Origin of the sequence: Paenibacillus sp. FSL P4-0127 (assembly GCF_038007325.1) — a bacterium.
Lineage (GTDB): Bacteria > Bacillota > Bacilli > Paenibacillales > Paenibacillaceae > Fontibacillus > Fontibacillus macerans.
Genome location: NZ_JBBOWY010000001.1, coordinates 330,057 through 356,502, shown reverse-complemented (window position 1 = coordinate 356,502; position 26,446 = coordinate 330,057). Strand labels below are relative to the sequence as shown.

26 protein-coding genes, 2 pseudogenes and 1 CRISPR repeat array are annotated in these 26,446 nt (G+C 46.2%); of the genes and pseudogenes, 16 read left to right on the top strand and 12 right to left on the bottom strand.

Features of this window, described 5'->3' with window-relative positions; translation table 11 throughout:
• Nucleotides 1-33 precede the first annotated feature (33 nt).
• The 9 genes and pseudogenes from NYE74_RS01405 to NYE74_RS01365 all read left to right on the top strand — a co-directional run bounded on the left by NYE74_RS01405 (nucleotide 34) and on the right by NYE74_RS01365 (nucleotide 10,722).
• A complete protein-coding gene (locus NYE74_RS01405) occupies nucleotides 34-849 on the top strand; it encodes a CRISPR-associated endonuclease Cas3'' (RefSeq protein WP_240752288.1) in 816 nt (271 codons plus the stop codon).
• A pseudogene (gene cas7c, locus NYE74_RS01400) lies at nucleotides 819-1,475 on the top strand (type I-C CRISPR-associated protein Cas7/Csd2); the annotation flags it as partial. The gene NYE74_RS01405 and the pseudogene cas7c (NYE74_RS01400), both read left to right, overlap by 31 nt.
• Complete coding sequence (gene cas4, locus NYE74_RS01395; RefSeq protein WP_240752289.1) at nucleotides 1,462-2,121, top strand: CRISPR-associated protein Cas4; 660 nt, start codon at nucleotides 1,462-1,464, stop codon at nucleotides 2,119-2,121. The pseudogene cas7c (NYE74_RS01400) and the gene cas4, both read left to right, overlap by 14 nt.
• A 47-nt stretch (nucleotides 2,122-2,168) precedes the next feature.
• A pseudogene (locus NYE74_RS01390) lies at nucleotides 2,169-2,327 on the top strand (CRISPR-associated endonuclease Cas2); the annotation flags it as partial.
• A 1,102-nt stretch (nucleotides 2,328-3,429) separates the two neighbouring features.
• Nucleotides 3,430-5,592 carry a CRISPR-associated helicase Cas3' gene (cas3, locus tag NYE74_RS01385; RefSeq protein ID WP_240752291.1) on the top strand — a complete coding sequence of 721 codons (2,163 nt, stop codon included), beginning with the start codon at nucleotides 3,430-3,432 and terminating at the stop codon, nucleotides 5,590-5,592.
• Nucleotides 5,593-5,613: 21 nt separating this feature from the next.
• Complete coding sequence (cas5c, locus tag NYE74_RS01380; protein ID WP_240752292.1) at nucleotides 5,614-6,303, top strand: type I-C CRISPR-associated protein Cas5c; 690 nt, start codon at nucleotides 5,614-5,616, stop codon at nucleotides 6,301-6,303.
• Entirely contained in the window at nucleotides 6,300-8,144 is a 1,845-nt protein-coding gene (cas8c, locus tag NYE74_RS01375) for a type I-C CRISPR-associated protein Cas8c/Csd1 (RefSeq protein WP_240752293.1), read from the top strand. The genes cas5c and cas8c overlap by 4 nt, the downstream gene beginning before the upstream one ends.
• Before the next feature lie 44 nt (nucleotides 8,145-8,188).
• The gene (gene cas7c, locus NYE74_RS01370; protein WP_240752294.1) at nucleotides 8,189-9,046 is read left to right on the top strand and encodes a type I-C CRISPR-associated protein Cas7/Csd2; all 858 of its coding nucleotides are present in this window, start codon (nucleotides 8,189-8,191) and stop codon (nucleotides 9,044-9,046) included.
• Between the two features lie 610 nt (nucleotides 9,047-9,656).
• A CRISPR array of direct repeats spans nucleotides 9,657-10,229; the repeat unit is 32 nt; unit sequence GTCGCACTCTACACGAGTGCGTGGATTGAAAT.
• 184 nt (nucleotides 10,230-10,413) lie between these two features.
• The gene (locus NYE74_RS01365) at nucleotides 10,414-10,722 is read left to right on the top strand and encodes a DUF6809 family protein (RefSeq protein ID WP_240752295.1); all 309 of its coding nucleotides are present in this window, start codon (nucleotides 10,414-10,416) and stop codon (nucleotides 10,720-10,722) included.
• A gap of 171 nt (nucleotides 10,723-10,893) precedes the next feature.
• Here the strand turns inward: NYE74_RS01365 and NYE74_RS01360 are convergent, their stop codons facing one another.
• From NYE74_RS01360 to NYE74_RS01340, 5 genes are all read right to left on the bottom strand, one after another.
• Nucleotides 10,894-11,688 carry an ABC transporter permease gene (locus tag NYE74_RS01360; RefSeq protein WP_240752296.1) on the bottom strand — a complete coding sequence of 265 codons (795 nt, stop codon included), beginning with the start codon at nucleotides 11,686-11,688 and terminating at the stop codon, nucleotides 10,894-10,896.
• Between the two features lie 13 nt (nucleotides 11,689-11,701).
• The gene (locus NYE74_RS01355; RefSeq protein WP_341004555.1) at nucleotides 11,702-12,481 is read right to left on the bottom strand and encodes an ABC transporter permease; all 780 of its coding nucleotides are present in this window, start codon (nucleotides 12,479-12,481) and stop codon (nucleotides 11,702-11,704) included.
• A complete protein-coding gene (locus NYE74_RS01350) occupies nucleotides 12,474-13,397 on the bottom strand; it encodes an ABC transporter ATP-binding protein (protein WP_124333716.1) in 924 nt (307 codons plus the stop codon). Before NYE74_RS01350 ends, NYE74_RS01355 begins: the two co-directional genes overlap by 8 nt.
• Before the next feature lie 117 nt (nucleotides 13,398-13,514).
• Nucleotides 13,515-14,459 carry a sensor histidine kinase gene (locus NYE74_RS01345; RefSeq protein WP_240752576.1) on the bottom strand — a complete coding sequence of 315 codons (945 nt, stop codon included), beginning with the start codon at nucleotides 14,457-14,459 and terminating at the stop codon, nucleotides 13,515-13,517.
• 11 nt (nucleotides 14,460-14,470) lie between these two features.
• Nucleotides 14,471-15,163, bottom strand: coding sequence for a response regulator transcription factor (locus NYE74_RS01340; protein WP_124333715.1), 693 nt, complete (start codon nucleotides 15,161-15,163; stop codon nucleotides 14,471-14,473).
• A gap of 309 nt (nucleotides 15,164-15,472) precedes the next feature.
• Between NYE74_RS01340 and NYE74_RS01335 the strand changes: the two genes are divergently transcribed.
• Nucleotides 15,473-15,730 (top strand): hypothetical protein, encoded by a 258-nt coding sequence (locus tag NYE74_RS01335; protein WP_036626917.1) that lies wholly within the window; start codon nucleotides 15,473-15,475, stop codon nucleotides 15,728-15,730.
• Between the two features lie 273 nt (nucleotides 15,731-16,003).
• On the opposite strand, the gene NYE74_RS01330 is transcribed toward NYE74_RS01335, so the two are convergent.
• Complete coding sequence (locus NYE74_RS01330) at nucleotides 16,004-16,318, bottom strand: ABC transporter permease (protein WP_051985780.1); 315 nt, start codon at nucleotides 16,316-16,318, stop codon at nucleotides 16,004-16,006.
• Nucleotides 16,315-16,626 carry an ABC transporter permease gene (locus NYE74_RS01325; protein ID WP_170180068.1) on the bottom strand — a complete coding sequence of 104 codons (312 nt, stop codon included), beginning with the start codon at nucleotides 16,624-16,626 and terminating at the stop codon, nucleotides 16,315-16,317. The genes NYE74_RS01330 and NYE74_RS01325 overlap by 4 nt, the downstream gene beginning before the upstream one ends.
• Nucleotides 16,627-16,736: 110 nt before the next feature.
• On the opposite strand from NYE74_RS01325, the gene NYE74_RS01320 reads away from it, so the two are divergent.
• Nucleotides 16,737-17,054: an ArsR/SmtB family transcription factor gene (locus NYE74_RS01320; RefSeq protein ID WP_082207974.1), complete on the top strand. Its 318-nt coding sequence runs from the start codon at nucleotides 16,737-16,739 to the stop codon at nucleotides 17,052-17,054.
• 97 nt (nucleotides 17,055-17,151) lie between these two features.
• Here the strand turns inward: NYE74_RS01320 and NYE74_RS01315 are convergent, their stop codons facing one another.
• Nucleotides 17,152-17,559 (bottom strand): tyrosine-type recombinase/integrase, encoded by a 408-nt coding sequence (locus tag NYE74_RS01315; protein WP_240752578.1) that lies wholly within the window; start codon nucleotides 17,557-17,559, stop codon nucleotides 17,152-17,154.
• 554 nt (nucleotides 17,560-18,113) lie between these two features.
• Nucleotides 18,114-18,281 carry a hypothetical protein gene (locus NYE74_RS01310; protein ID WP_172531707.1) on the bottom strand — a complete coding sequence of 56 codons (168 nt, stop codon included), beginning with the start codon at nucleotides 18,279-18,281 and terminating at the stop codon, nucleotides 18,114-18,116.
• 261 nt (nucleotides 18,282-18,542) lie between these two features.
• Here NYE74_RS01310 and NYE74_RS01305 point away from each other — a divergent pair, with 261 nt between their 5' ends.
• Complete coding sequence (locus tag NYE74_RS01305; protein ID WP_036626915.1) at nucleotides 18,543-19,226, top strand: hypothetical protein; 684 nt, start codon at nucleotides 18,543-18,545, stop codon at nucleotides 19,224-19,226.
• 154 nt (nucleotides 19,227-19,380) lie between these two features.
• Here the strand turns inward: NYE74_RS01305 and NYE74_RS01300 are convergent, their stop codons facing one another.
• The gene (locus tag NYE74_RS01300) at nucleotides 19,381-19,599 is read right to left on the bottom strand and encodes a transposase (protein WP_227873008.1); all 219 of its coding nucleotides are present in this window, start codon (nucleotides 19,597-19,599) and stop codon (nucleotides 19,381-19,383) included.
• A gap of 123 nt (nucleotides 19,600-19,722) precedes the next feature.
• Here NYE74_RS01300 and NYE74_RS01295 point away from each other — a divergent pair, with 123 nt between their 5' ends.
• Both NYE74_RS01295 and NYE74_RS01290 read left to right on the top strand, forming a co-directional pair.
• Entirely contained in the window at nucleotides 19,723-19,872 is a 150-nt protein-coding gene (locus NYE74_RS01295) for a hypothetical protein (protein WP_155619731.1), read from the top strand.
• A 273-nt stretch (nucleotides 19,873-20,145) separates the two neighbouring features.
• Entirely contained in the window at nucleotides 20,146-22,134 is a 1,989-nt protein-coding gene (locus tag NYE74_RS01290; protein WP_316561000.1) for a flavocytochrome c, read from the top strand.
• A gap of 182 nt (nucleotides 22,135-22,316) precedes the next feature.
• Here NYE74_RS01290 and NYE74_RS01285 read toward each other — a convergent pair whose 3' ends face one another.
• Nucleotides 22,317-22,607, bottom strand: a complete 291-nt coding sequence (locus NYE74_RS01285; RefSeq protein ID WP_316561001.1) for a YfjL-like protein — start codon at nucleotides 22,605-22,607, stop codon at nucleotides 22,317-22,319.
• Nucleotides 22,608-22,736: 129 nt separating this feature from the next.
• Nucleotides 22,737-23,615, bottom strand: coding sequence for an amidase domain-containing protein (locus NYE74_RS01280; RefSeq protein WP_124333729.1), 879 nt, complete (start codon nucleotides 23,613-23,615; stop codon nucleotides 22,737-22,739).
• A 687-nt stretch (nucleotides 23,616-24,302) separates the two neighbouring features.
• On the opposite strand from NYE74_RS01280, the gene NYE74_RS01275 reads away from it, so the two are divergent.
• Both NYE74_RS01275 and NYE74_RS01270 read left to right on the top strand, forming a co-directional pair.
• Nucleotides 24,303-25,127: a MerR family transcriptional regulator gene (locus NYE74_RS01275; RefSeq protein ID WP_036626908.1), complete on the top strand. Its 825-nt coding sequence runs from the start codon at nucleotides 24,303-24,305 to the stop codon at nucleotides 25,125-25,127.
• An 18-nt stretch (nucleotides 25,128-25,145) separates the two neighbouring features.
• Complete coding sequence (locus NYE74_RS01270) at nucleotides 25,146-26,168, top strand: serine hydrolase domain-containing protein (protein WP_036626905.1); 1,023 nt, start codon at nucleotides 25,146-25,148, stop codon at nucleotides 26,166-26,168.
• Nucleotides 26,169-26,446 lie beyond the last annotated feature (278 nt).

The window sequence follows — 26,446 nt, the reverse complement described above, 5'->3', positions numbered from 1 at the left end:
TTTTAGATATTAAGTCTAGTCTAGGAGGCGCTAATGGTTTATATCGCCCATATTCGTCAGTCAGACGGAAAAATTCAAACCGTCGAAGAGCATGCACGTGAGGTGAAAGAGCTTAGTGAGCAGTATGGCGCTAAGATAGGTGTTGCCCATCTGGCCGGATTGGCGGGACTCCTGCATGATATGGGAAAGTATACTGCAGAATTTAAAAATTATATTCAAGAAGCAGTAGCCAACCCGGAGGCTCCGCCCCGAAAAGGCTCGGTCGACCACTCCACGGCCGGCGGCCGCCTGGTCTATGAACGTTATCATCGAATGGCGTCAAGCGCGATCGATAAATTTGCCGGAGAATGGATTGCCAACTGCGTAATATCGCATCACCAGGGACTTAGGGATTTTGTGGAACCCAACGCCTCTTCTCCGTTTCTGGAGCGGGTTGAGAAGAAAGCATTGAATGAGTACGAACAGGCGAAGCAGAAATTTTTTGAGGCTGTGCCGGAAAAAGAGATAGATGCTTTTTTTGAAGGTGCCAAGAAAGAACTGGCCGGATATTTATCCAAAATTGAAGAGCATAAGCTTCCATCGATTGCCGCCTCGCTCTTGTTGAAGTACATATTCAGCTGCTTGATTGACGCGGACCGGACGAATACTCGTAGGTTTGATGAGAATGAGGAGCCGGAGAAGTCCCTGAACAGACAAGCTTTTTTTGACCGGAGCTATAATTCCTTGTTAGGAAAGCTTCACGAGCTTGAGCAGGGTACGGATTCGCATCATCCGATCAATCGACTAAGACGAGAGATGTCACAGCGGTGCGATGAGATGATGCTTACCGCAGCATCAAAGATCGCGTAGACGCCAACGCCGAAGTGTCCGAGTTCGCCAAGGGCAAGAAGCAGAATAACGAGATGTACGCTGAGGCGGCATGTAAAGCCGGGATGGATGTTCGAAGCTTTGGACAAGTGTTCGCCTTTAGCGGAACGGATGTGTCGGTCGGCATTCGCGGTCCGGTATCTATCCATACGGCAGTCAGCGTAGATCCCATCGATATTACCAGCATGCAGATCACAAAGAGCGTGAATGCGGTCACGCAGAAAGACCCGAACAAGAAAAGCTCGGATACGATGGGCATGAAGCATAGAGTGGATTTTGGCGTCTATGTGTTCTACGGAAGCATCAATACGCAGCTAGCCGAGAAGACGGGCTTTACGAGGGAGGATGCAGAGAAGATTCGTGAAGCGCTGCGGACGCTGTTTGAAAATGACACCTCCTCCGCCCGTCCGGACGGCAGCATGGAAGTTCACCAATTGTATTGGTGGGAGCATTCTTCCAAGCTCGGGCAATATTCCTCGGCCAAGGTGCATCGTTCCCTGAAGGTGCAGCGGAAGGAAGGCTTAGGCGATGCCAAGTCTTTTGATGATTACGAGTGCACGGTTGAGCCGCTTGAAGGCTTGAGTGTTCAAGAATATGCCGGACTATAACGAAGACGACTACTTGATGCTTTCGGGCATTCAGCATTTCCGTTTTTGCAAACGACAGTGGGCCTTGATCCATATTGAGCAGCAGTGGGAAGAAAATGTGAAGACGGTGGAAGGTACTTACCTGCATAGGAAAGCCGATCAGCCGATGATTCGGGAGAAGAGAGGGGAGAGGCTTGTCGTTCGGGCCCTCCCCGTTCAATCCCGGGAGCTTGGTGTAACCGGAATTTGCGATGTGGTTGAGTTCATGCTCGATCCGTCTGGCGTTCCGATTGCCGGGGAAGAAGGGCTATACTTGCCTGTTCCGGTAGAATACAAGCGGGGGCGACCGAAGCGTAACGATTCCGACCATTCTCAGCTTGTCGCACAAATACTGTGCCTGGAGGAAATGCTGTGCTGTGAAATCCCAAAAGGATACTTGTTTTACGAGGAGATCAAACGTCGGGAAGAGATCATCGTGACGGATGAAGACCGAGAACGGGTGAGAGAAGCGTTTCGGGAGATGCGAATGTATTTCGAAAGAAACCATACGCCCAAGGCCAAAACAGGGCCGCACTGTCAAAGCTGCTCCTTAAATCAGATCTGTCTGCCAGAAATGCTCAGTAAGAAGTCCGTATCACGATTTATCGAAAGCAGGTTGAATGAGTGAAAAAGCTGCTGAATACCTTGTTTATAACACTGCCGGACACCTATTTGTCGACCCAGTTCCGCCGTTTGAAATATGAGCTTGAAGAAATCATCGATAAGAACCAGGACAGCTTACGGTTCTATAATTTGGGTGACAATTATAAAAAGAAAATCGAGCACATCGGAGCCAAATCGACGTACGACATGGAAAGCCCGCTGATTCTTTAATGGTGCGAATGTGAAGCTCACATGATTTCCCCGGGTCCTTCGCACCTCAGAATTTGTCGAAAAATGGTTGATTTTAGAAGTGAGGCGAAAAGTCAAGACCGGATCATTTCATTTTTGATATGGATTTAACCAGCAAAGTTGTGAATTCATACCGAGATGTGATTGATCAGGTGCTTTTTTGCGGTCGCACCCTATGTGGGTGCGTGGATTGAAATATCAATCAATCTAATTTCAGTCATTTGTTATCCGTCGCACCCTATGTGGGTGCGTGGATTGAAATTTCGGCAGCCTGTGCATTTGAAAAGGGCAGTATAGTAGCACCCTATGTGGGTGCGTGGATTGAAATAGAACTGGGACAGCATAACCGGATATATCAATGGGTCGCACCCCTCGCGGGTGCGTGGATTGAAATAATTTTGCGAGAGTACATTTGCCCGCTACCCGAGTCGCATCCCTCGCGGGTGTGTGGATTGAAATTATTTCGCCGGAAGGTTCTTATTATGTTGAGTATTGTCGCACCCCTTGCGGGTGCGTGGATTGAAATCCAGAAAGGGATCGGGGCAGGCGGTAATTTTGTCGCACCCTACGCGGGTGCGTGGGTTGAAATCCCATCGTCACCCGCATGCGCTTTTTGAACTCTGACGTCGCACTCCTTGCGGGTGTGTGGATTGAAATATGTTTACGGAACCGGTACGGGCTACGGAAAAGGCGGTCGCACCCTACATGGGTGTGTGGATTGAAATGCCCGATGGTCGCTTGAAAAGGCGTTGTACGAGGTCGCCCCCCCACGGGGGGCGTAATGAAAATAAAGGGGCACCTAGCCCCTTCCTTTCCACAAGTATCTATTGTTGCACTATGTTTCAATCCACGCTCTTCATAAAGAAAAGCGACCTAAGCAGCTTAGTTTGGCTCAAAGTAAGTTAAGTACTATTGACAGGAAAAGAGTGGTAAGACTATGATAAGACGAAGGAAAGCATTACAAGTTAAATGTTGAACTATGAATATGAATTTTGAAATTCCTCAGTGCTTTTAGCATCCTCCACATCTCAGACTCCACCAACGCAGTTATCATAACATGCCCTAGGAGGCTTGTATACTAATAATGAATTACGCCCATTCCAAACGTGACCCCCTCACCAAAGAACTGTTGCCCAAGTCAGAGTGGCATCCGCTTGATTGGCATCACCAAGATACCGCAGATATGGCGGCCAAATTTGCCGGCTATTTCGGTTGTTCCAGCTTTGGACGAATACTTGGCCAGAACCACGACTACGGTAAAGCAAGCTTGGATTTCCAGATGAGATTGAATGGCGCAACTGAACCTGTCGATCACAAGACAGCGGGGACACTGCTGGTTCATCGGCATTATCCTTTTCCCTACGGGTTAATGATGGCCTATGCTGTTTATGGGCATCATGGCGGTCTACCCAATCATATTTCTACTGGAACCCGGACGGGGCTTGAGCAGGTATTGAAACAGGATTTCCAGATTATCGGCGGTGCCCCTCCAATTCTTCCAGAGCTTGAGGTATCTTCAGTTCCGATGAAAGGCAATAACTCGGGTATGGGGATCTCTCTATGGATTCGAATGTTGTATTCCGCGTTAATTGATGCGGATTATCTTGATGCCGAACGTTACTTCCAACCGTTGAAAACCGAACTCCGCAACAATCTTCCTTCCCTCTCGGAACTGCATGCTCAATTTCATCATAAACTGCAAGAGTTGCTGCACAAGCCTCAAAACAGTAACGTTCTGCAAGCAAGACATTATGTACTTGAAAGCTGCTTACTGGCCGGAACTGGATCAACAGGCCTGTATACTTTGACGGCTCCTACAGGGAGCGGTAAAACCTGGGCTTCGCTGGCTTTTGCTCTGAAGCACGCTGAACAACATTCGGAGATGCGTCGTATTATCGTAGCTTTGCCGTTCACGTCTTTAATTGAACAAACAGCTGGACTTTTCCGGGAAGTATTCGGAGAAGAAGCTGTGCTGGAACATCATAGCAATGTGAGTTATCGACCGGACTCCGAAAGTGAATTCAGTCCGAAACAGCTTGCCAGTGAGAACTGGGAAGCAAGTTTGATTGTGACTACACATGTACAACTGTTTGAAAGTTTATTTTCAGCGAAACCTTCCAAGGCTCGCAAGCTGCATCGTCTGGCCGGCAGCATTATTATATTGGACGAGGCTCAAGCGCTTCCTGCCGATTTTCTGGAGCCTTCACTCGCCGCATTGAAATGTCTCTGTGATAACTATGGAGTAACGGTACTATTTTGTACCGCGACACAGCTTGCCTTCCAACCTAAATGGCTTGGCGGGGTCGCACCAACTGAAATTATCGGAGATCCTACAAGTCTATACCGTAAGCTTAAACGGGTAACGGTTTCGACGATTGGTAAGAAAACAAATGTGGAGCTGGTTGAACGTTTGAATTCTCATCAGCGCGCACTGTGTATCGTGAACTCAAGGAAACAAGCAAGTGATTTATACAAACAGTTTCCAGATAAAGAGGGCGTTTTCCATCTCAGTGGGCTCATGTGTGCACAACACCGGTCACAGATTCTGCAAGCGATCTCGGACAGATTGAAGATGAAGAAAACACGCTGTATTGTGGTCTCAACCAGTTTAATTGAAGCAGGAGTCGATCTCGATTTCCCCGTTGTCTATCGGGAGATTGCGGGAGTGGATTCCATCGCACAGGCAGCCGGACGGGGAAATCGGGAAGGAGAATTGGAGCTAGGACATGTATTTATATTTGAGTCTGCCGATTATCCACTTCGTGATGGCTGGTTTAAGACACGGGCTCAAATTACGCAAGCGGTACTTAATTTATATCCTGATCCCTTAGAGCCTGAAGCGATCCGCTACTATTTTCAATTGGCCCACGGAATGGACAGAAATTTGGATGTCCACCATATACTTGGTGATCTGAATGCCGGAGCCTCACAATGCTCTTTCCAATTCCGTGAAATTTCTGAGAAGTATAAATTCATCGAGACAGAGATGGTTCCGGTCGTGATTCCCTATGACCTAATAGCCATCGAGCATTTGAATGAAATCAAGAATTCTCTTCATCCCGTTAGATTCAGCCGCGAGCTTCAGAGGTACACGGTTTCGGTGTACCCAAATCAATTTGAACGTCTGCGTCAAGCGAGCAGAATTGGCACGCTTCATGAAACGATTCATTACCTGACTTCAGTGAAAGGAGGGATAGATGAAGAAATCCAGGATTTCTACAGCAAGAAGACAGGATTGATCATTTAGCAGGGAGAGGAGAAATAGCGAATGGGGTATGGAATAACCCTACAGGTAAGCGGTGATTATGCGCTGTTCACACGTCCTGAAATGAAGGCGGAGCGAGTTAGCTATGACGTGATAACACCTTCAGCTGCTCGTGGGATTTTGGAAGCTATTTTATGGAAACCTGCGATTAAATGGGTGGTCGACAGGATCACAGTATTGAACAGGATTGAATTTGAGTCCATACGCAGGAACGAGTTGAGTTCCAAAATTCCCCCGCGAAATGTAGCTATGGCTATGGCCGGTGCAGCTGTCGATTTGCATCAATATACAACTCCCGATCGGCAGCAACGCGCGTCGCTTCTTTTGAGGAATGTCGATTATTTGATCGACGCTCATTTTGTTATGGTTCCTGAGAAAGCGGGAGAGTCGGATACACCGGAAAAATTCTATAATATGTTTCTGCGGCGAGCGCGCGGAGGACAGTGTTTTCACAATCCTTATTTGGGCTGTCGCGAGTTTGCGGCAAACTTCAAACTGATTGAACACGAGGAAGTGCGCCCGGACAGCTATTATGTCGAAGAAGCGGAGATGGACCTAGGCTGGATGTTATGGGACATTAAATATGGAGAAGCGTTACTGAAGAAGAAATCCGTATATACCTATGAACCGAAATTTTTTCGGGCCTGTATGCGATATGGTGTTATTGAAATTCCAGATGAGGTGCGCCAATGATATTGCAAGCATTATGCGAGTATTATGATCGAATGGTGCGAGAGAATCCAACGGAGATCGCCGAGCCGGGTTATGCGGTGACTCCGGTATCGAAGTGTATTGTGATTGACCAAGAAGGCAATTTGATGCAGGTTATAGACCGAATGGAGGAGCGTGAAATCACCGTAAAGAAGGGAAAAAAAGAAATTAAACTTTTTCCACAGCGAGTTATCACGCCACAACAGCCGAAACGAAGCGGCAGCCGGCCGCAACCTGCTTTTCTATGCGAGAATGCCAATTTTATTTTTGGGATATATAGCGATCCGACAGGAGCGAAGTATCGTTTTGAAGCTAGCGGAGCTTTGCACGAGGAGATTCTAGGTCATGTGGATGACGACGGAGCAAGAGCAGTTGTTGCATTTTTTCGTAAACGCAAGCCTGGCTCAATCGATTACGGTACAGTGGATACATCAGGTCTAAATAATGGCGGAAATCTAGTATTTATGCTTTTGGGAGAAAGTAATTATATCCATCATCGGCCCAAGATTAAGGAGGCATGGGACGCCTATAGATTAAGCAAACAAGAAGATGCTTCATTCGGACAGTGTCTGGTAACCGGAGAAACAGGGCCGATTGCCCGTATTCATGGTAATTTGGATGGTTTCGGGCAGGACAAGCCGACATTAGTAGGTTTTAACCAAGACAGCTTCGTGTCTTACCGCAAGGAAAAGGGGGAGAATGCCCCTGTATCGGAAATTGCAGCTTTTAAATATGTAACGGCGCTTAATATGTTGATTGGAGATCGAAGTCATAGCCGTAATGTTCATGGAGAGAAAATGTTATTCTGGGCAGAAAAATCGCTACCGGTGGAGGAGAATGCAGTTGCGATCCTTATGGGAGGCGGAATATCGGAGCAGGAAATCCTGAGAGATGAAGTTACCAGCCGCAGATTAGCGTCAGTGATAGAGCATTTGTATAAAGGAACCCGACCCGAAAAATTGGACCTGGCTGTGAACACCCGAATGTTTGTTTTGAGCATCTCGGCGAATAAAACGCGCGTTGTCATCCGTCACTTTTACGTGGATACCGTCGGCAGAATAATTGAACGTCTTCAGCAGCACCATGCGGATATCTATGTGGAAGGGCCGGAATGGGAGCCAGAACATCCTTCCTTATCTAAAATTTTGATTGAGACAGCGGTTCGCCGGGAAAGCAAGAATGTACCCGCTCCATATTCGGCTTCCCTAACGCGCAGTATTGTTAGCAACACCCCATATCCGAACAGCCTGTTTATGGCGATGCTTGGGCGCATTCGGGCAGAAGCGGGGGCAGATGCTCAGGCGGCGATCAATCGGACCAGAATTGGTGTTATAAAAGGTTGTTTGAACAGGTCGGCCAGGAAATCAGGCGAAAAGGAGTGGATCGGAGTGAACCTAAAGGATACACAAGAATCGCAATCGCATACTCTGGCTTATACGTTAGGGCGTGTTTTTGCCATTCTGAATCAAGCACAGTATGAGGCATTATCCAAGGTCAATGCTTCAATTGTAGACAAATATTTAAACGCGGCTCTGGCAAGTCCTCGGCAGGTTTTTCCTTCATTACTTGCCAATGCGCAAAATCATTTTAACAAACTCGCCAAAGCAAAAAGGTATTATACACATCAATTGCTGCGTGAAGTGATGCTTGGAATTCCACCGACAGCCTTTCCACACACGCTCAATGCCGAAGGGCAAGGACAGTTCATGGTTGGGTTTTATCACCAGCAGCAAGCCTTTTTCAAACGGAGAGACAAGGGGACAGAAGAACCTCCATTAGATGATGTCGAGCAGGAGAAACCAGAGCAACAAATTAAAGTGTAAAGTGGTAACTAAAATCTAAATGATCTTAAAGAGGAGGCAACAATATGAGTGAACTGTTGAAAAATAGGTACGAATTTGTACTATATTACGATGTGGAGAATGGTAATCCAAACGGTGATCCCGATGCAGGTAACATGCCTCGCATTGATCCGCAGACTGGACATGGTATCGTCACTGATGTTAGCTTGAAGCGCAAAGTACGTAACTATATACAGTATGCCCGTGAAGGAGAGGAAGGATTTGATATTTACATCAGCGAGGGCGCTGTTCTAAATAATAAGCAGAAAGAGGCTTATGAAGCAACGGGGCTTACTACGAAAGATAACAAGGACGATAAAATGACAGCTCAGGCGTATATGTGCCAAAGATTTTTTGACATTCGAACGTTTGGAGCGGTGATGGACACTGGGGATTTTAAATGTGGACAAGTTCGCGGGCCCGTGCAGTTGTGCTTTTCAAAAAGTGAAGACCCTATTCTTCCGCAAGAGGTTACAATTACGCGTATGGCTTCTACGACGGAGAAAGAGAAGGCTTCGGAAAATCGGACCATGGGGAGAAAATATGTTGTCCCTTATGCATTATACAGAGTAGAAGGGTTTATTTCGGCTAAATTTGCACAGAAAACAGGATTCACGGAAGACGATCTCAATATTTTTTTTGAAGCATTGAAATTGATGTTTGATCATGACCATTCGGCATCGAGAGGTAAGATGTCTGCGCGCAAACTGTTTGTCTTCAAGCATGAAACCGAACTGGGTAATGCTCCTGCAGCTGTGCTTTTTGATCTGATTAAAGCCCGATTGCTGGATGAAAGTGTACCCCCAAGAGAATTCAAACATTATGATGTAACTGTAGATAAGGGGAATGTACCTTCCGGGGTTGAATTAATTGAAATGTTGTAGCCTTCTGTAAGGCTTAGCTTTATCGCTTCCGAAGGGAGCGTTAATAGTATGGATGGCCAGAGGGAGTATTGGCTTAATGGCCTCTTTTATTTTTTTGATTTGATTGTGCAGTAAAAAATACTTCTACATTAGAGGAGCATACTGATCGACTGGTTTTTTGATCAATGCGATGGCGATCAAAGGAATAGATCTGTTAAGGCTAAAGAGTGAAAATTCCATGTTCAAATGTTTTCTTGATTCCATTTAGTTCGTCGTTTGAAATTTGAGCTGGAAGAACGGATTAACGAGAAGACGGAGAGTTAGCGTTTTATAATCTAGGGGACAAGCATAAAACCGAAGTGGGACATAATGGTGTAGAATGATCTTATGATGTGGAATTCTATTAATCCTTTAGCCATAAATAGAGGCGAAAATATGAGGTGTAAATGTGGTGCGAACCCCAAGCTCCCATAAAATCCCCAGGGCTTTCGCACCTCAGATTTTGTCGAAAACAAGCGGGATTCATAAGATATAGACAATGTCAAGTATGAACCTATACTTTTTTTATGTAAATCACTACGTAAAAAGATAAGATATATGCTTTAACTAGATTAATTTTGCTTTTTCCGCCGTCGCACTCTACACGAGTGCGTGGATTGAAATCTGGCTATTGCATATGTAGAACCAAAAAGGCCCTCGTCGCACTCTACACGAGTGCGTGGATTGAAATACATCAGACACAAACTACCTTTTGAACTAGAAGAAAGTCGCACTCTACACGAGTGCGTGGATTGAAATCGGTCTAAGAAGTGGACGGGACGCGGCAAATCGATGTCGCACTCTACACGAGTGCGTGGATTGAAATTTGATCATTTGCTCAGTTGATTTAATGTCATCTTGTCGCACTCTACGCGAGTGCGTGGATTGAAATGCACGTGAAAATTGGATAGGGGTTAAATTCTCCGGTCGCACTCTACGCGAGTTCGTGAATTGAAATCAATCCCGCAGCCTCAGCGATCGCTCGTACTGGGGCGTCGCACTCTACGCAAGTGCGTGGATTGAAATCTCATAAGTAAGGTCCTGCATGGCTGCCATCATGGCAAGTCGCACTCTAGGCGAGTGCGTGGATTGAAATTTGATCTAGTAGAACAACGAATTTTGGTTGGTTTAAAGTCGCACTCTACGTGAGTGCGTGGTTTGAATTTCCATATTGAAAGAATTGCGGAGGCGCTCAATATGTCGTACCTCACATGGATGCGTGATTGAATGGCACTACCAAGAGACTCAATTTCTCGAATAGCTTGAAAAATACTTGATCTTTACGCCTACACGTACCACATCCCCACCTCAAATCTGTTAGTCTACAAATAAAAAAGGAGGTCTGACACATGACCCTACTAGAATCCCTATACTACGGCCACCTGGCTCCCGAGGGGCAGGTGGTGCCCAGAGATCCCGAATATCGCCAGATGTGCGGGGAAATGTCCGAGGCGATGGAAGCTTGGAAAGAGAAACTGTCTGGTGAAGAGTTTACTGAACTGGAGGCGCTGATTGATTTGCAGCAGGAGATTCAGGGATTGGAGTTGACGGCGACGTTTACGTATGGGTTTAAGCTGGGGGTGGCGCTGATGATTGAGGTTCACTCCGGGTACGGGGCAGAGGGGCAACTGCTAAGTCAACGGGCGGATGAAGGATGAAGCGAATGTATAAGAATAGCCTGTATAAGCATAGCCAGTCCCTATCCTACATGGGCCGCTCCCTATCCAACATGGAATAGAGCACGCGGCCACCCTGCTGAACTCTAATATACCCGGAAGGCATAATAGCCCGCCGGGTATTTTATAGGGTATTTTCCTGCTTACTCTGGCTTATCTGCGCGATGTTTGCTTCTTTTTCTTTCCATCCGATGTCTGCCCCTTTTTCCTTTCCGTTCTTTTCGTCTCCTTGACCCGATCCCCCATCCCTACGATTAACAGCACCGATACAATCACCATAATGAGCAATGTGATTACGCAAGCAGCCACATTATAATCGGAGCCGCCCTCGGCTTGATAATGAATCAAGCCTAGACCTGCGGTAATGGGGTAAAGATCGCCCAGGCCGTGTCCGCCGGCGAAGATTCCTATAAATCCGTAGAAAAAGGCGAAGCCGACGTCGGCCATAAAGCCGTTTGAGTTGCGGCTGGTTAACACGATGATGGGCAGGACGGCCAGGTAAATGCATAAATTCATCACCATCATTTGCATCAAGGATTTGACCATCACTGCCGCGCTGCCTGCTTGGAAGCCGCTGATTAGCACGACGACGAGCGAAAGTACAAAGGTCACCACGGCCAAAAATAGGGCGAGCAGTCCGGCGGTGATGAGCTTTCCGACCAACAGACGCCGGAAGGAGAGCGGAATGGTGAGGATGTTTTTTAGCGTGTCTTCCGTGTATTCACGGCTGATCATATATCCGGCGATTAAGGTAATCGTAGCGGGGAACAGCAAGCTGAAATTGTTCCAGATCACGGTATTGGAGAAGTTCTCCAAGTTGCGTGCTGCGCCGTCTTCCGCCGTGGCCATGAATCGGGTTAAGAGGACAACCAGCAGCGACGCGGCAAAGCCAACCCAAACGATCGAATACCGTTTTAATTTGATGATTTCGGTTTTTAAAATGTTCACCATGGTCCCCACCTTAATCCTCCCGCTTATTGTAGATTCGCACAATGGCCATATAAGAAATGGAAGCGATGATCGCAATAATGACAACGACCTGCGATAATGGCAAAATTTTCGGTGCAATGATCGCGTAGAACGAATCGGCCGGCGAGGTGAAAAGGCCCAATAACCAGCGGTATATAATCGGCGTCGGCAAAATACTCGTCAGCAATTTCATCATGGGTGTATCATATTGAAGGCCCACAAAGGCCATGGAAAAGTTAAGAATGGTGTAGAAAAAGGCCAAGATAATCGAAAAAATATAGCTGCGGTTAAAATAGACAATCGCGATGACCACCGGCAAGGTTCCGGCCGTGAGCAGAATGCCGTCGGCCGCACTAATGCAGAGCTTCGCAAACACACCCTGAATATTCCCGACAAAGGCTCCGCCAAGCATGGAAGCGGCCACCGAGGCCAGCGAGAAAATCAGCCCAAGGATAAACAACACAATGATCTTTGCCGTAACCATCCGTGTGGCCGAAACCGGAATCGTCCGGAGGTTTTTCAGCGTGTCATTGTCGCGCTCCATAAAAAACAGCATGGAAGCCACGATCCCTAAAATGCTGGGCAGCAGCAGCGCCTGTCCATAACTCATGATCATTCCGAACAGTTTATCGTAGACATTCAGGCGCCCAACACTTCCGTTCATCGCCAGCATCGTAAAAGGGATGGGAAAAAGAAACGCGGCAACAATCACCAATAGAATGAATTTTTTACGCTTCAGCTTGGTGAATTCGCATCTAACGAGTTTAAGCAATCCCCACGCCTCCTGTGATCTTTTTGAAATAATCCTCGAGCGTATCTTCACAGGTGTGCGCTTCCGAGACGTCGATTCCGTTTTCGATAAACAGGCGGGTAATCGCCGAAACGGGCAATTCCATGTCATGCAAGCGCAGGCTTTTCTGGTCTTCAACATAGAAGTTGAACATGTTCAAGTGCTTCTCCAACAGGCGCGCCGCCCTGGCCGTATCCGAAACGATAAAGTGAACATACTTGCTGTTTTTCTTTTCCAGTTCCTTGAGACTTAGCTCCTCCAAAAGAACGCCGTGGTCAATAATGCCGATGTCATCGGCCAGCAGAGCGATTTCGGATAAAATATGGCTGGAAATCAAAATGGTTTTCCCTCTTTCCGTGCAAAGCGCGCGAATAAAACTTCTGACCTCGGCAATGCCGATCGGATCCAGCCCGTTAATCGGTTCGTCGAGAATCAGCAGTTCGGGATCATGCATGACCGCCAAGGCAATGGCCAGGCGCTGTTTCATTCCGAGCGAATATTGCGCGAACAACTTCTTGTCCTTATACGGAAGACCAACTAATTCCAGGGTATCTTTGACGGCATTTCGCTGCGGGACGCCGCGCAGATCGGCAAAGAGCTTGAGGTTTTCCGTTCCGGTCAAATTCGGATAAAAACCCGGGGATTCAATCAAACTACCGATGCGGGGCAGAATTTTTTGGGCCTCGGTCCGCATATCTTTGCCGAAAATTCGCACTTCGCCGGAAGTAGGCAGCGTCAGGTTGAGCAGCATTTTCATGGTGGTCGTTTTGCCCGCGCCGTTCCGCCCCAGCAGGCCGTAAATGCGTCCTTGGCGGACATGGATATTCAAATGGGCGACGCTTTTCTGCTCCCCAAATTGTTTCGTAAGATTGTTGGTTTCAATGATATAATCGCTCATCCCCTGCATCCTCCTTTGTTTGACAAGGCCATGTTAGCACGCCAACCTTGCATCAACCTTGCGCGAACCTTGCATCAACCTTGAAAAGACCCCCATGAAAGCAAAAAATCCCGCCTGTTAGCCGGGATTCTCACTGACGAGTGGAAACTGAACTTGAAACACGGTTCGCTTAAGCGGCGAGCTTTCCACGTTAATGGTACCGCGCATCTTTTCGGTAAGCTGCTGCACGATCGATAACCCTAAGCCGCTGTCTTTTTTCGATCGGCCTTTATCGCATTTATATAATCGTTGAAAAATATGCGGCAAATCCTCGTTGGAAATCCCGATGCCATTATCCATAACCGAGATAACGATACGGTGATCCTCTATTGAAACGCCGACTGCAATCGCTGTAGCCTGGCTATGTGCAAGGACGTTCTGAATCAGATTGTTCAGGATCCGCGAATAGGCATTGGTATCGAGGTGCGCTGCGAGCTTTTTTTCAGGGATGTCAATGTCAAAGGAAAGGGATCGCGTTTCGAAAATAGGTATCCAGTCCTTCAAAATCATTCGGGTTAATTCGCAGATGTCGACGGTCCGGATGGCGAAGGTTTCCTCGTCGGAGTTTAATTTGGACCATTCAAACAGTTTATCTACATAATCCTTCAAGTCATGCGCTTTTCGGCGGGCGGTTTCCAGGTACTCCTCCCGTTCGCGGCCTTCAACAATGTGCTTATGTACGGCATCCAGATACCCGATCAAGGTGGTTAGCGGGGTGCGGACATCATGCGAAAAGCTCGTCATCAACTGCTTATTGGTTTCCGCGGTCTTGTTTAAGGCGATGATCTGTTCTTGAAAATGCAGGACGATATCGTTCATTTTGTAACTGATCGCAGCGGTCATATCATGGGGATCGGCAAGAATCCGGTGATTCGCATTGCCTTGTACTATATCGTCCAGTATTTCGGATATCTCACGAAGCCTTTGGCGGACGTGCAGCAGTCTTCTAAACAGCGCAAAGGCCAGCACGGCAGCCCCTAAAGCGATAAATAACAGCACGATCCATGCAGGTGCTATATCCATCCTTTCCAAGCTCACACCTCCCGATTGAAACGATAGCCGACTCCTTTTACCGTTTGCAGGTAAGTTGGATGGCTTGAATCCTGTTCTATTTTTTTACGAAGCCGGCTGATGATCGCCATAATGTTGCTGTCGTCGTAAGCATAAGGTTCCTTCCAAACTTCCTCATAAATTTGCTGTTTCGTTAAAATCTTCCCCTGATTCCTGGCGCAATAATAGAGAATGTCAAACTCTTTGCCGACCAATTCAACCGGTTCTCCGTTAACGGATACCGATCTGGTTTCATAATCCATGCTTAAGCCTTTAAAAGATAATACCTGATGGTCGGCGGCGTGGTTCAACATCGTATATCGGCGAATTAAAGAAACCACGCGAGCGGTGAATTCTTCGATATCAAAAGGTTTGGTCAAATAATCGTCCGCTCCGGAACGCAGTCCGCGGACTTTATCGCCGCTTTCCGTCCGGGAGGTCAGCATTAAAACAGGCACACGGCTGATTTCCCGAATGGCTTCCAAAGTGGCAAAACCATCCATCCCCGGCATCATGACATCCAGTACGATTAATTGAAATTCACTTTGGGAAAGGGCGGTTAACCCGCTTGGGCCGGATGAACAAAGCACCGCGTCGATCTTTTCCTTGCTTACGCATTTTTTAAGCAGTTGGCCTAATTCCAGATCATCATCGATGATCAAGATCTTATGATTCATGCGTTTCTCCCTCCAATTGATTAAAAAAGAGCGCCTCGGCACGATGGGGTTACGCACGAGGTCATCGCCTCAAAAAGCCCATCCGGGAGGTCGCTCTACAGTTTAAAGCTCAGAACGAGCAAAATCAACTCATTCGATATTTCCAATAAAGCAATTTTTCGTCTTTGTGATCGATTTCGAATCCTAACTACAATAATAAATTTTTTGAGCCGGTATTGTATTGTCATGCCCCGAAAATTACCCAATCTACACTCGTTTGTATTGTATACTATTCATAGAATAACAGTAATTTGTCGGGGGTGAACGAAGTTGCGTTGGAAAGAGGTTCGTGAACAATTTCCTGATGAGTGGGTGGTCTGTGAGGCGTTGAAGTCATTTTCAAAGGAAGGTTACTGGTACATTGAAGAAGTGGTTGTCATTGATCGCTTTGATGATTCTACGGTGGCCATGAAGCGCTATTATGAGTTGCACCGGGAACAGCCGCATCGGGAGTATGGCTTTTTTCATACCTCCCGGGATCAGCTGAAGCTTCGTGAAAAGTGGGCGGGAATACGAGGTCCCAGATGAAGATCAATGTGTACTATGGATTGCCTTTCGTGGAAGTTGAACTGCAAATACGGGATTCAACGGTCGCCCATTCCCCGACCGGGAAGCGGGGGACCGAAATTTTTCCATAAATCCGGGTAAAGTACTGCTCCTGCCAACGCCGTTCCCACCATAAGGCTCAGGCGTTTTTTGTTTCACCCGAAGCGTCATAACAAATAAATCATGCATGGATTTCTTTCAGATTGCTCTTTAGTTGCTTAACCCCCTTGTGTGAGAAATACCGGGCGACGGTTATCAATCTGATAAACGAAGATCAATATACCGGGTCAAGCCATTAGCGCGCCTTTTCACGATGATGGGCAGGACGGCCAGATAAATACATGATTTCATCACCATCATTTGGATCAAGGATTTGACCATTACTGCCGCGCTGCCTGCTTGGAAGCCGCTGATCAGCACGATGATGAGCGAAAGTACAAAGGTAACCACAGCCAAAAATAGGGCGAGCAGTCCGGCGGTGATGAGTTTTCCGACCAACAGCTCCCGGAAGGATAGCGGAATGGTGAGGATATTTTTGAGCGTGTCTTCCGTGTATTCACGACTGATCATATATCCGGGATTAAGGTGATTGAAGCGGGGAACAGCAGGCTGAAATTGTTCCAGAGTTTCGCAAACACGCCATGAATATTTCCGGCAAGAGCTCCGCCAAGCATGGAAGCGGCCACGGAGGCCAGCGAGAAAATCAGCCCAAGGATAAACAACACAAGGATCTTCGCCGTAACCATCCGTGTGGCCGAAACCGGAATCGTCCGCAGATTTTTAAGTGTATCGTTATCGCGCTCCATAAAAAACAGCATGGAAGCCACGATCCCTAAAATGCTGGGCAATAGCAGCGCCTGTCCATAACTCACGATCATTCCGAATCTTTTTGAAATAATCCTCGAGTGTATCTTCACAGGTGTGCGCTTCCGAGACGTCAATTCCGTTTTCGATAAACAGGCGGGTAATCGCCGAAACAGGCAATTCCATGTCATGCAAGTGCGCTTTGGCCGAACCGAATCGTTTAGACATCGTCGAGCTCCTGCGCGATGGTCCTCTCACCGTGGGTGAAATCGCTAACCGGCTGGGGCTGCGTCAGCCCCAGGCCTCGAAGCATTTGAAGATACTTAGCGATAGCGGAATTTTGGAGACGAAGGCCGATGGGAACCGCCGGATCTACAGGCTTCGGCCCGAACCTTTTCAAGCGATGGATGCCTGGGTGAAGTCTTTTCGGCAGGTCATGGAGGACCGATTCGATCGACTGGAAGACTACTTGCGGGAATTGCAAAACGAAGAACAATCCTAAAATTCGTTCAATGATAAAGGAATTTATTTTTTACGCGAGGCATGAGAAGGAAGCCGATCAAACAATTAAAAAAATCAGTAAGAACCTGCGCAAAGCTTTAAGAGAGGAGTATAAGGCGTTTACTGAACGGAAGGCAAAAATTGAAGGATATCTGAAGGGAGTAAAAGATCATGGGAACGAATAAATTCGTTTTGTGCTTCGATGATTGCGAGCTTTGAATATACCTCCAAAGACTTGCGGCTTTCGTGGCCGGAGTACGTTGTATGAGAGCGTCGTCGATGCCCTTCTTTTTCAGCCAGGTCAGCAGGAAGTGGCGTAGCTTGTGTGGCGAAAGGTCTTGTGCAAGGCCGGCTTCTTCCGAATATTTGGACAAGATTTTTCGCATTCCCCGATCCGTATATTTTTTCTTCCATGACGATTCAAACAAATAAACCGCATGTTTTTTCTTCATCGCATCAGCATGCATGGCCAATAGCTCTTTGAATGATTGCGGGAACGGAACAATTCGTTCTTTTTTGCCCTTTCCATTATTGATGCGTATTTTTGGCAGTAGTGAAAATCAATTTCCGAAAGTCGTACATTGGCCAGTTCGCTTACCCGGATACCGGTATACATGAGCGTCTTGACGATCATCATTTCCTGAAAATTTTTCGACCTCCAGACCACCTCGTAATACCGCTTGAGTTCTTCCTCAGTCGGCACGTAGGTCAGCTTTTTGGATGCCTTTGGAACCTCGATTTCAAGCTCCGTTCGCAAGTGCTGGAACAAACTTTTGCCAGCAGGGTGTTGAAAAAAACTTGATATCATTCCCTCTATCTTCGAACTTTTTTACCTTCTCTAACCTTAATGAAAAATATGCTGTTTTATTATCTAAGCTTTTAAAGCGTCAATGACAATACTTACTTGCTGCATTTTCAGAAGACGAACGGGAAAGGGAATCGTAATCTTTAAGTCCCTTTAATACTATCTTCAGATGGATAACATTCGTTTCCATCTTTTCTGTAGTAGCGCGTGGTTATGTTACCGAAACGAATACCGTCGGAAACTCCTACAATAAGGTCAGTCCGTTTTTCTGAAAATTTTTTTAATTGAAGAAAATATTTTTACTATTATTTTATCAAAGAAGTCACTTAGATATTTTTTGACTAGAAAACCTACCAAAGCAAAGAGTAGTGAAATAACTATTATTAACACAAATAGTTTTAGTCCTGTTTCTATAGATTCCATTTAGATACAGCGCCTCCTTTTTATTTATAATTATATACATAACATCCACTTTTAAGCCAGTACCAGGCTGTCGTGTTGGAGGCGACGGAGTATTATCATCGTGGCTTGGTGACGTATTTGAAGCGAGAGGAGTATAGTCATTACATTGTTAATCCGCTGCAATCCAAACGTCTATCACAATTTTTTCACAATAAAAAACTAAAAATATACTGGAAAATATGTATATAGTGTGGTAATGTGGTAAAAAAAGGAGGTAATAGAATGGTAAGAAAAAAAGTTACTAGTTTATGTGCCGCTCTATGTCTATCTATCGCTCTAATTTTACCGGTTGGTGCACCGGCGAGCGCAAGCGGAGCACTATCACCGGACACAATTGTAACTGAAGAGAATGTAAACCAAGTTATTGAATATCTAGGATTAGATCCTAGAAATCTAGAAAAAGCTGATGCTTTTTCAGATGATTCCGTTACTGTTACTGTCGGGGAATTGCAACAAGCCCTTAATCAATTAAAACAAGCTCCCAAAGAAGTTACATCAACAGAAAACCTTGAAGTTACACCAACAGAAAACCTTAATGAAATAGCTCCGTCTGATTTTTGTTCTGGATTAAAAATGTTATATTATACAACTAATCTTGGTGGATCGTTTGAATTATCTTATGAAGTAGCTGCAAATTACTCATGGAATAAATTTACTTCTGTAAATAATGCGACCGTTGAAGTAATAGATAACGATCAAAATCCATTAACAACTTTCACAATAGCTAGTAAAGATGTTGGAGCTAAAGTTACTAGTGACGGCGAAAAAGTTGAATTGAAAGCTAAGGTTGAAGTAGATTCGTGGATATCAATTGGAAACATGGGACTTATTAAGGTAACGACAACAACAGTTAGAACAACAAAGGAATGGAATACTATACAAGCAGGAATTCCAGGTTGCATTTAGTAGAATATCTAGCCTTTCTTTGAATCATGTCTTCATCTTAGATCTCATATTTTTTTGTAACCCTCAGCGAGCAGCGCTAATACCGTTGCTCGACTTTTATTTTTGGAGACAGAGGTAAAATGGTTGTTTTGTTGTATGGGACACTTAGATATTTTTAGACTATATAAACCGCAACTAAGATCAAAAACCTGACAAGTAGACGATCGATCGTTTCCATTGGATTCTTATTGATTCGCTTCATAAATTGAGACACATGAAGTTTAATTTTATAGAACTTTTCAAAAAAGAAGTTGTTAACTACATCGGCTTTGAGACATAACCATAGCCCTTCGACCGGATCGAGGTTTGGGCTGTAAGGCGGTAAAAAGACCACCTGCAGACGAGCATGTTTACCGTACGTCGGCACTTTGCTTGTTTGCCACGCGGAAACCAGTTGTATTGTAGTGCCTGATAGGAACGAATCATCTATTCATCTTCAAAAAGAAAGACCGAGCTTTTGATCGTTCTGCCAATAACCGCTGATGGTTTGACGAACACGACCGAGTGGATCGTCGATTTCAGTAAACGAGAGTCCTTCCTGGGGATGCTGCAGGGCATCACCGAAACGTGGGATCGTTTGGAAGAGCACTTGAGTGAAGTGAAATAAGAAGATACAAGAAACAGCCGCACGGACTGGAGAGCCGGCGGCTGTTTCGTTGGGGAGCTTTGGCTTTACCCGGTTTGCCCGTTAGCGGTGGAATGGGGGCAAGGGGCAATCGGGGCGGTCCCTTAACCCTCCCTATGTGAGAAATAACATGGAGCTACACGGAAATGAAAGCGCATAATATTAAATGTAAGCGAATTTGTTTCGGCAATTTTCGCGAATTTTTTTCACTTATATTGTGAAAATTTGCACAAATGCAGAAGAGGAGCAGATAACATGAGACATCCAAGTTGCAGGTATGTAAGAACGGGATTTTTGGCGGCACTGGTATTTATTTTGATCATGGGAGTGATCGGATGCAGCAGCAGTAATAAGGAAGCGACGTCTGATGCGGCGGATACCCAAGGACTTTACACGCCGGGGACATATACGGGGGAAGCGCAAGGCCTACATAGCGTTATTAAAGTGGAGGTGACGGTTGATGCCAACACCATTCAGTCGGTGAAGGTGCTGGAGCAGAAGGACACGGAGGGGGTAAGTGATGCCGTATTTGAGACCATTCCCCAGAAGGTGGTCGAGGGACAGAGCCTGAAGGTCGATATCGTATCGGGGGCATCCGTATCCAGCAACGGCTTGATTGACGCGATCGCGGCCGCTTTGGCCAAGGCCGGGGCCGACATCGACGCATTGAAGAGCAAAGAACCGCTGAAGGCGGCCGCCAAAGAAGCGATTACCAAGGAAACCGAAGTCGTGGTTGTCGGCGGGGGCGGAGCGGGTCTGGCCGCTGCGGTATCGGCCGCTGAGAACGGGGCAAAGGTGATTTTGATCGAAAAATCGCCTGCGCTTGGCGGGAACACGATTCGTTCGGGAGGCGAGTTCAATTCCTATGACCCGGCTAGACAGCCGAAAGTGGCCATGACGAAAGCGCTGAGCAATGAGTTGAAAGAGATTCTGACCTACGATGAAAAAGAATTCGGCGATTATGCCGATACGCTCAAGACGCTCAAGGGACAGATCAAGGAATACTTCGCCAAAGGGGACACCACCAAGCTGTTTGATTCGCCTGAACTGCATATGATTCACACCTATATCGGCGGGAAGCGAACCGATCTTGACGGGAAAGAAATCTCCGGCAAGTTTGAACTGGTCAAGACGCTGGCGACCAACAGCTACGGCACGATCCAATGGCTGGAGAGCCACGGAGCTAAGTTCCAGGATGGGATCGGTACCGTTCTTGGCGCCTTGTGGCCCAGAACCCACCATAATACCGAACCGCTGGGAACCGGGTATATTAACGCGATGGAAAAAAGCGCAAAAGAGCTTGGCGCAGAAATTATGCTGAACACGAAAGCCACCAAGCTGATCGTTGAGAATGGCAGAATTGTGGGCGTGACCGCCGAGCAGTCTGACGGCACTCCGGTCACCTTGAAGGCTTCCAAGGGTGTGGTCATGGCCACCGGCGGTTTCGGAGCCAACCCTGAAATGGTCGTTGAATACAATAACTATTGGCCTGCTCTGGATGCAAACATCAAAACAACCAACACGACGAATGCTACCGGCGACGGGATTGTGATGGGTAAGGAAGTCGGGGCGAATCTGTGGGGCATGGGCTTTATCCAACTGATGCCGAGCGGTCAACCGGGAACGGGCGCTTTGTCCGGCGGCGTATGGGGCAGCGCGGAAACGCAAATTTTCGTCAACAAGGAAGGCAAGCGGTATGTGAACGAGTACGCCGAAAGAGACGTTTTGGCCGCCGCTGCCCTGGAGCAGACGGATCAGACCTTCTACATCATCAGCGATATGACCTCACTGGGCAATCCGGATCTGAACGGGAAAAATGTATGGGGCGACAATTATCAGGATCTGATTGCGAACAAAAATATATTCATGGCGGATACCCTGGAGGAACTGGCCGAGCAAATGGGCGTACCGGCCGATGTCTTTGTGGCGGAAATGAAGAAATACAACACTTACGTCGAAAATCAGCTTGATCCTGAGTTCGGCAAGAAAAATTTTGGCGCAAAACTCGAAACACCGCCTTTCTTTGCTGCGCCAAGAACCCCATCCGTGCATCATACGATGGGCGGTCTGGAAATTAACGAAAAGGCCCAGGTGTTGAATACCGAAGGCAAGCCGATTGACGGCTTGTTCGCGGCCGGTGAGGTTGCGGGCGGAGTTCATGCGGGTAACCGGCTTGGCGGCAACGCCATCACGGACATTTTCACGTTTGGACGGATTGCCGGAGCCAGCGCGGCCGGTAAATAATCAATATTAAACAGCAAAGGCTCCTGCCTCTCTCCGCCGTCAAGGCGGTAGGGACGCAGGGGTTTTTGCTTTTTCTTTGATTATTGCCGGAATGCTTCATGCTACCGACACTGACATGAAAAAAGCTGGGCAGATCAGGATTATCCTAAATCCACTCAGCTATAGTGTGTAAAGTAAGAGGGTTACATCGGTTGATCTAAAGGATCATGTAGTACATAGATTGGAAAATATCGAGGCGTCATGGTAAAACTAATTAATTGACCGTTTTTCTCTTTGTACGTAACAAAATACTCTCCAAAATGTGCATCATACTCTACTCTTTCGAATTTTAAATCTTGGTTGTGATATTTCACCTTAACATATACTGATGAAGAAGCTTTTGCGACACTTTCTTTGACAAAGTTATTTTGAGACAGTAGTAAAATCAAAATTATGATAAATAGCACTATAAGCCATACTTTTTTTATTTTCATTTTTCACCTCACGCAATTATATATCTCACCCCTTCAACTATTGTATATTTTACCCTTATAGTCCAAATTATTCAAATAAAATACTAACCACGAAACATTATGCTCGCGGTTAGTATTTTTCAAACAATATTAGTCAATGCAGAAAAACTCTACTTGTGCATATGCTTCTATTGCATCAAGGAGGGGATATGCCTGTCTTTCATTAGAATGGCCTGCGAGTTTAAAATCTTCATTGTTCGTATCATACGCAGAAACTATCATAATATGCGTAGGCATTGTTAACACGCCAGAAACACCTTTCGAGAAGACTACTACATCACCTTTGTAAATATGTTTATAATAAATAGTTTCATGATTCGATACATAGTAATCATGGGAGAAGGCATAGACTGTTGATCTAGATCTCCAATAGTCATAGAATGCTTGTACGCTAATAAATGGGCTTGGATCTGCTAAATCCCAGCTGTAATCCAACTCTTCAGCACTCGTTGGAACCAAATATTTTGAATTTTTTTTGTATACATACCAGTCACCTTTAAAGGGTAAGCCTCCACCAACATGCATTGCTTGAGATACAAAGTTGGTACAATCACTTCCCCATCCACCAGTAAAAGCGGGGTAATCTGTACTGTATTTATTGTAATTTTTATAGGCCCATTCTCCGGCGGCAGCTCTGTCATAGCTCGCAAAAGGAGATATTTTAGCAGAATCGTAATTTTTCTTGTTTTCATGATATAGTTCTATTGATGCTTTATCTCCAACATTTACAGCATATCTTTCCATGTATCCTAAGAGAAGATCTTTTTCACTTTCATCCACTTTGAAAAAGTTATCAACGATGATATGCAAAACTTCAATTATTCGGTCCCTGTTTAATGAAGTTGCCTTCTTTATCATTTCATCATTTTCTGTCAATTTAGCAAGCAATTCCCCAACTTTGATATCCTCTTTGTAAATTATGTTTAGAGCCTCTAATGCAATTTTCTCTTCTTCTTCCGGATTTCCCAAATAATTCTCATTTGGGTCTGCTTCTTGTTCAATTAGATACTGCTCAATGTATGGATTATTTTCAGCGGCATAAACTGCCTGTGTTACACTAGTTTCTAAAATAGAATCTAGTTTTTCCTTAGTACTAGCTGAATCCTGCTGTAAAACCTGTTCATCTAGAGGGATACTTATACTCTCGGCAGCATTGACAGGGGTGATAGATAGAACGACTACTGAACAAAGCAGTGTTACAATACTTTTTTTTCACCTTGCCATTTTAATCCTCTCCTTCTAAAAAAATGATTTTACACTATAATTCTACGCTTATTGGAATTTAATATCAATATTTCCCAGTATATTAGTATGGACTTTTTGTGAAAACTATAACAATGTATTGTTTGTATTTTCCGATTGTACCGTTAATACACCAACCACAGCCTAAGTACTAGACAGAAAAAGTTTTAGCCTAAAAATGGAGACTCTTGCTTAAAGAAGATCATAAAGTGTTTGAGTAAACGTTTCGTTATACTTGTCATCACCATTTTGGACGGACTCCCTATATCAATCTTTGCGTTTGATATCTTACGTTTCTTAAACGTCCAATCATAGCAAATAAATAATACATGGATTGCTCTCTTGAATAACCCGATCATTATTGACTTTCCCCTTAGGGGAAGGTGCATAGTTGAATAGGAAGGAGGTGCCCCCTTGCTATCCATCGGCGAATTCTCAAAAATCTGCGAAGTGTCCACCAAAACGCTGCGCTATTATGCGGAAATTGGATTGCTTACACCGGAGGAGATTAATCCCGAAAACGGGTACAGGTATTATTCCATCGGGCAGCTCACAACCATGCTGTTGATCAACCGGTTGAAGTCGTATCATTTTTCGCTGGAAGAAATTAAAGCGCTTCTGGAATCGGACGCGGATCAATCCGAAGAGGTGCTTCGTTCGGCGCTTCACCGCAAACGAAGGGAGGTCCAGGAGAAGCTGAAAGCATTGGAGTATACGATGGGCCAAATGAGCCGGGATATTTCGAATTTGGAGCAGGGTGTGCCGATCATGTCGTACCTGGATCAGATCGAGGTGCAGCTTGTGGAAACCCGGCCGCTGAATATCCTTTCGCTGCGCCGGATGTTGAGCCGTGACGACTATGCTCTGGGATATGGGGCGTATTTTGGCCGGTTATATGAAAAAATTGCCACGGAAAAACTCACCATGCTGGGCACGCCGCTGACGATTTATCACAGTCCGGAATACGATCCGGCGGGCAATGATACGGAGTTTGCCATTCCGATTGCGGAGGCGGTAAAAGGAACGCGGGATTTGCCCGGAGGCCTTTGCGCGAAGTCTGTGTTGAAGGGTTCATATTCGGAATTGACCTCGGTTTATGCCAAGCTGCGGGAATGGATCGAACATGAAGGTTATGCCTTGGTGAACTCGCCTTATGAAATCTATGTAACCGACCCCAATCAAATCAGTGCTGACGAGGAACTGGTTACCGAGGTGTATTTTCCTGTTAAGAAAAAATAGCGGCAGGAGGAATCGATCATGCCAAGAAACTACTGGCCAACCACGCAGTGGCAAGCCGCAGACCCGGCCACCATGGGAATGGACGCGGCCAAGCTTGCGGAGCTTGAACCTGCAATAAAATCCGAATACAGCAATATCAACGGCGTCGTGGTTGTGAGAAACGGGTATATCGCTTATGAAAAATACTTTAACGGCTATGGCCCGGAGGATGCCCACCATGTGGCTTCGGTAACGAAAAGCATCCTATCTGCCCTCATCGGGATTACCATTGATGCGGGTTATATTCGGAGTGTGGATCAGAAGGTGCTGGGCTTTTTCCCTGAATATGCTCCGGGTGCGGCGGATGGACAGAAACGGGAAATCACGCTGCGGCATTTGCTCACGATGACGGCTCCTTATCCGTTTGCGGACTGGCAAGAACCGCTGGACCAGCTGTGTATGCAGCCCGATTGGGTGAAATATACGCTGGATATGCTCGGCCAGGGAGGAAGTATCGGAGCCTTCAAATATTCCACGGCAGGGGCGCACCTGCTTTCGGCTATCCTTACCCGCAGCACGGGCCAAAGCGCCCGTGAGTTTGCGAACGAACGCTTGTTTAAACCGCTCGGCATGCAGGAAATCCCGGACTATAAAATGAAGGCATTTGGGTTTGACGACTTGTTCGGGAAAAATGTGAAAGGCTGGGTTCATGATCCCCACGGGAACTCCACCGGAGGATGGGGGCTTACCTTGACTCCCCGGGATATGGCGCGTTTTGGCCTCCTATATTTGAACCGGGGCATGTGGGACCATCGTCAGGTCGTTCCGGCGGCGTGGGTTGCCGCATCCACAGCGACGAACCCCAACCATTACGGTTATCTTTGGTGGTTGCGCGAAGAAGATGGGGTTTCCGCCTACATGGCGCTGGGGGATGGCGGCCATGTCATTTGCTGTATTCCGGAAAAAGATCTGGTCGTCGCCATAGCCTCGGAATTCGTCATGAACCCTCGCGATCGGTGGGAGCTGATTAAGGAGCATATTATCCCGGCTATAGTAGACTAAACTTATTAACACCATGACTGCGGCACAGTTGGCGGCGCTTTCAGGAACGCTTCAGGATGTGCCGTTTTTTGGTGAAGTAGAACTTAGCCGGCAATTGGAACAATAACCAACCGTCGGACTTCAAAAATAGCGGCATTTTATGCACTAGCGTTGCATAAAACCTAACGCGAATAATCAAATATTAGTTAAATATGGGTAATTATGATCATTTTTCATGGAAAAAGCATAAAAAATCTCCTATTGTAAAGAGGTAGGTACGTTGTCCATAACTCTCTACA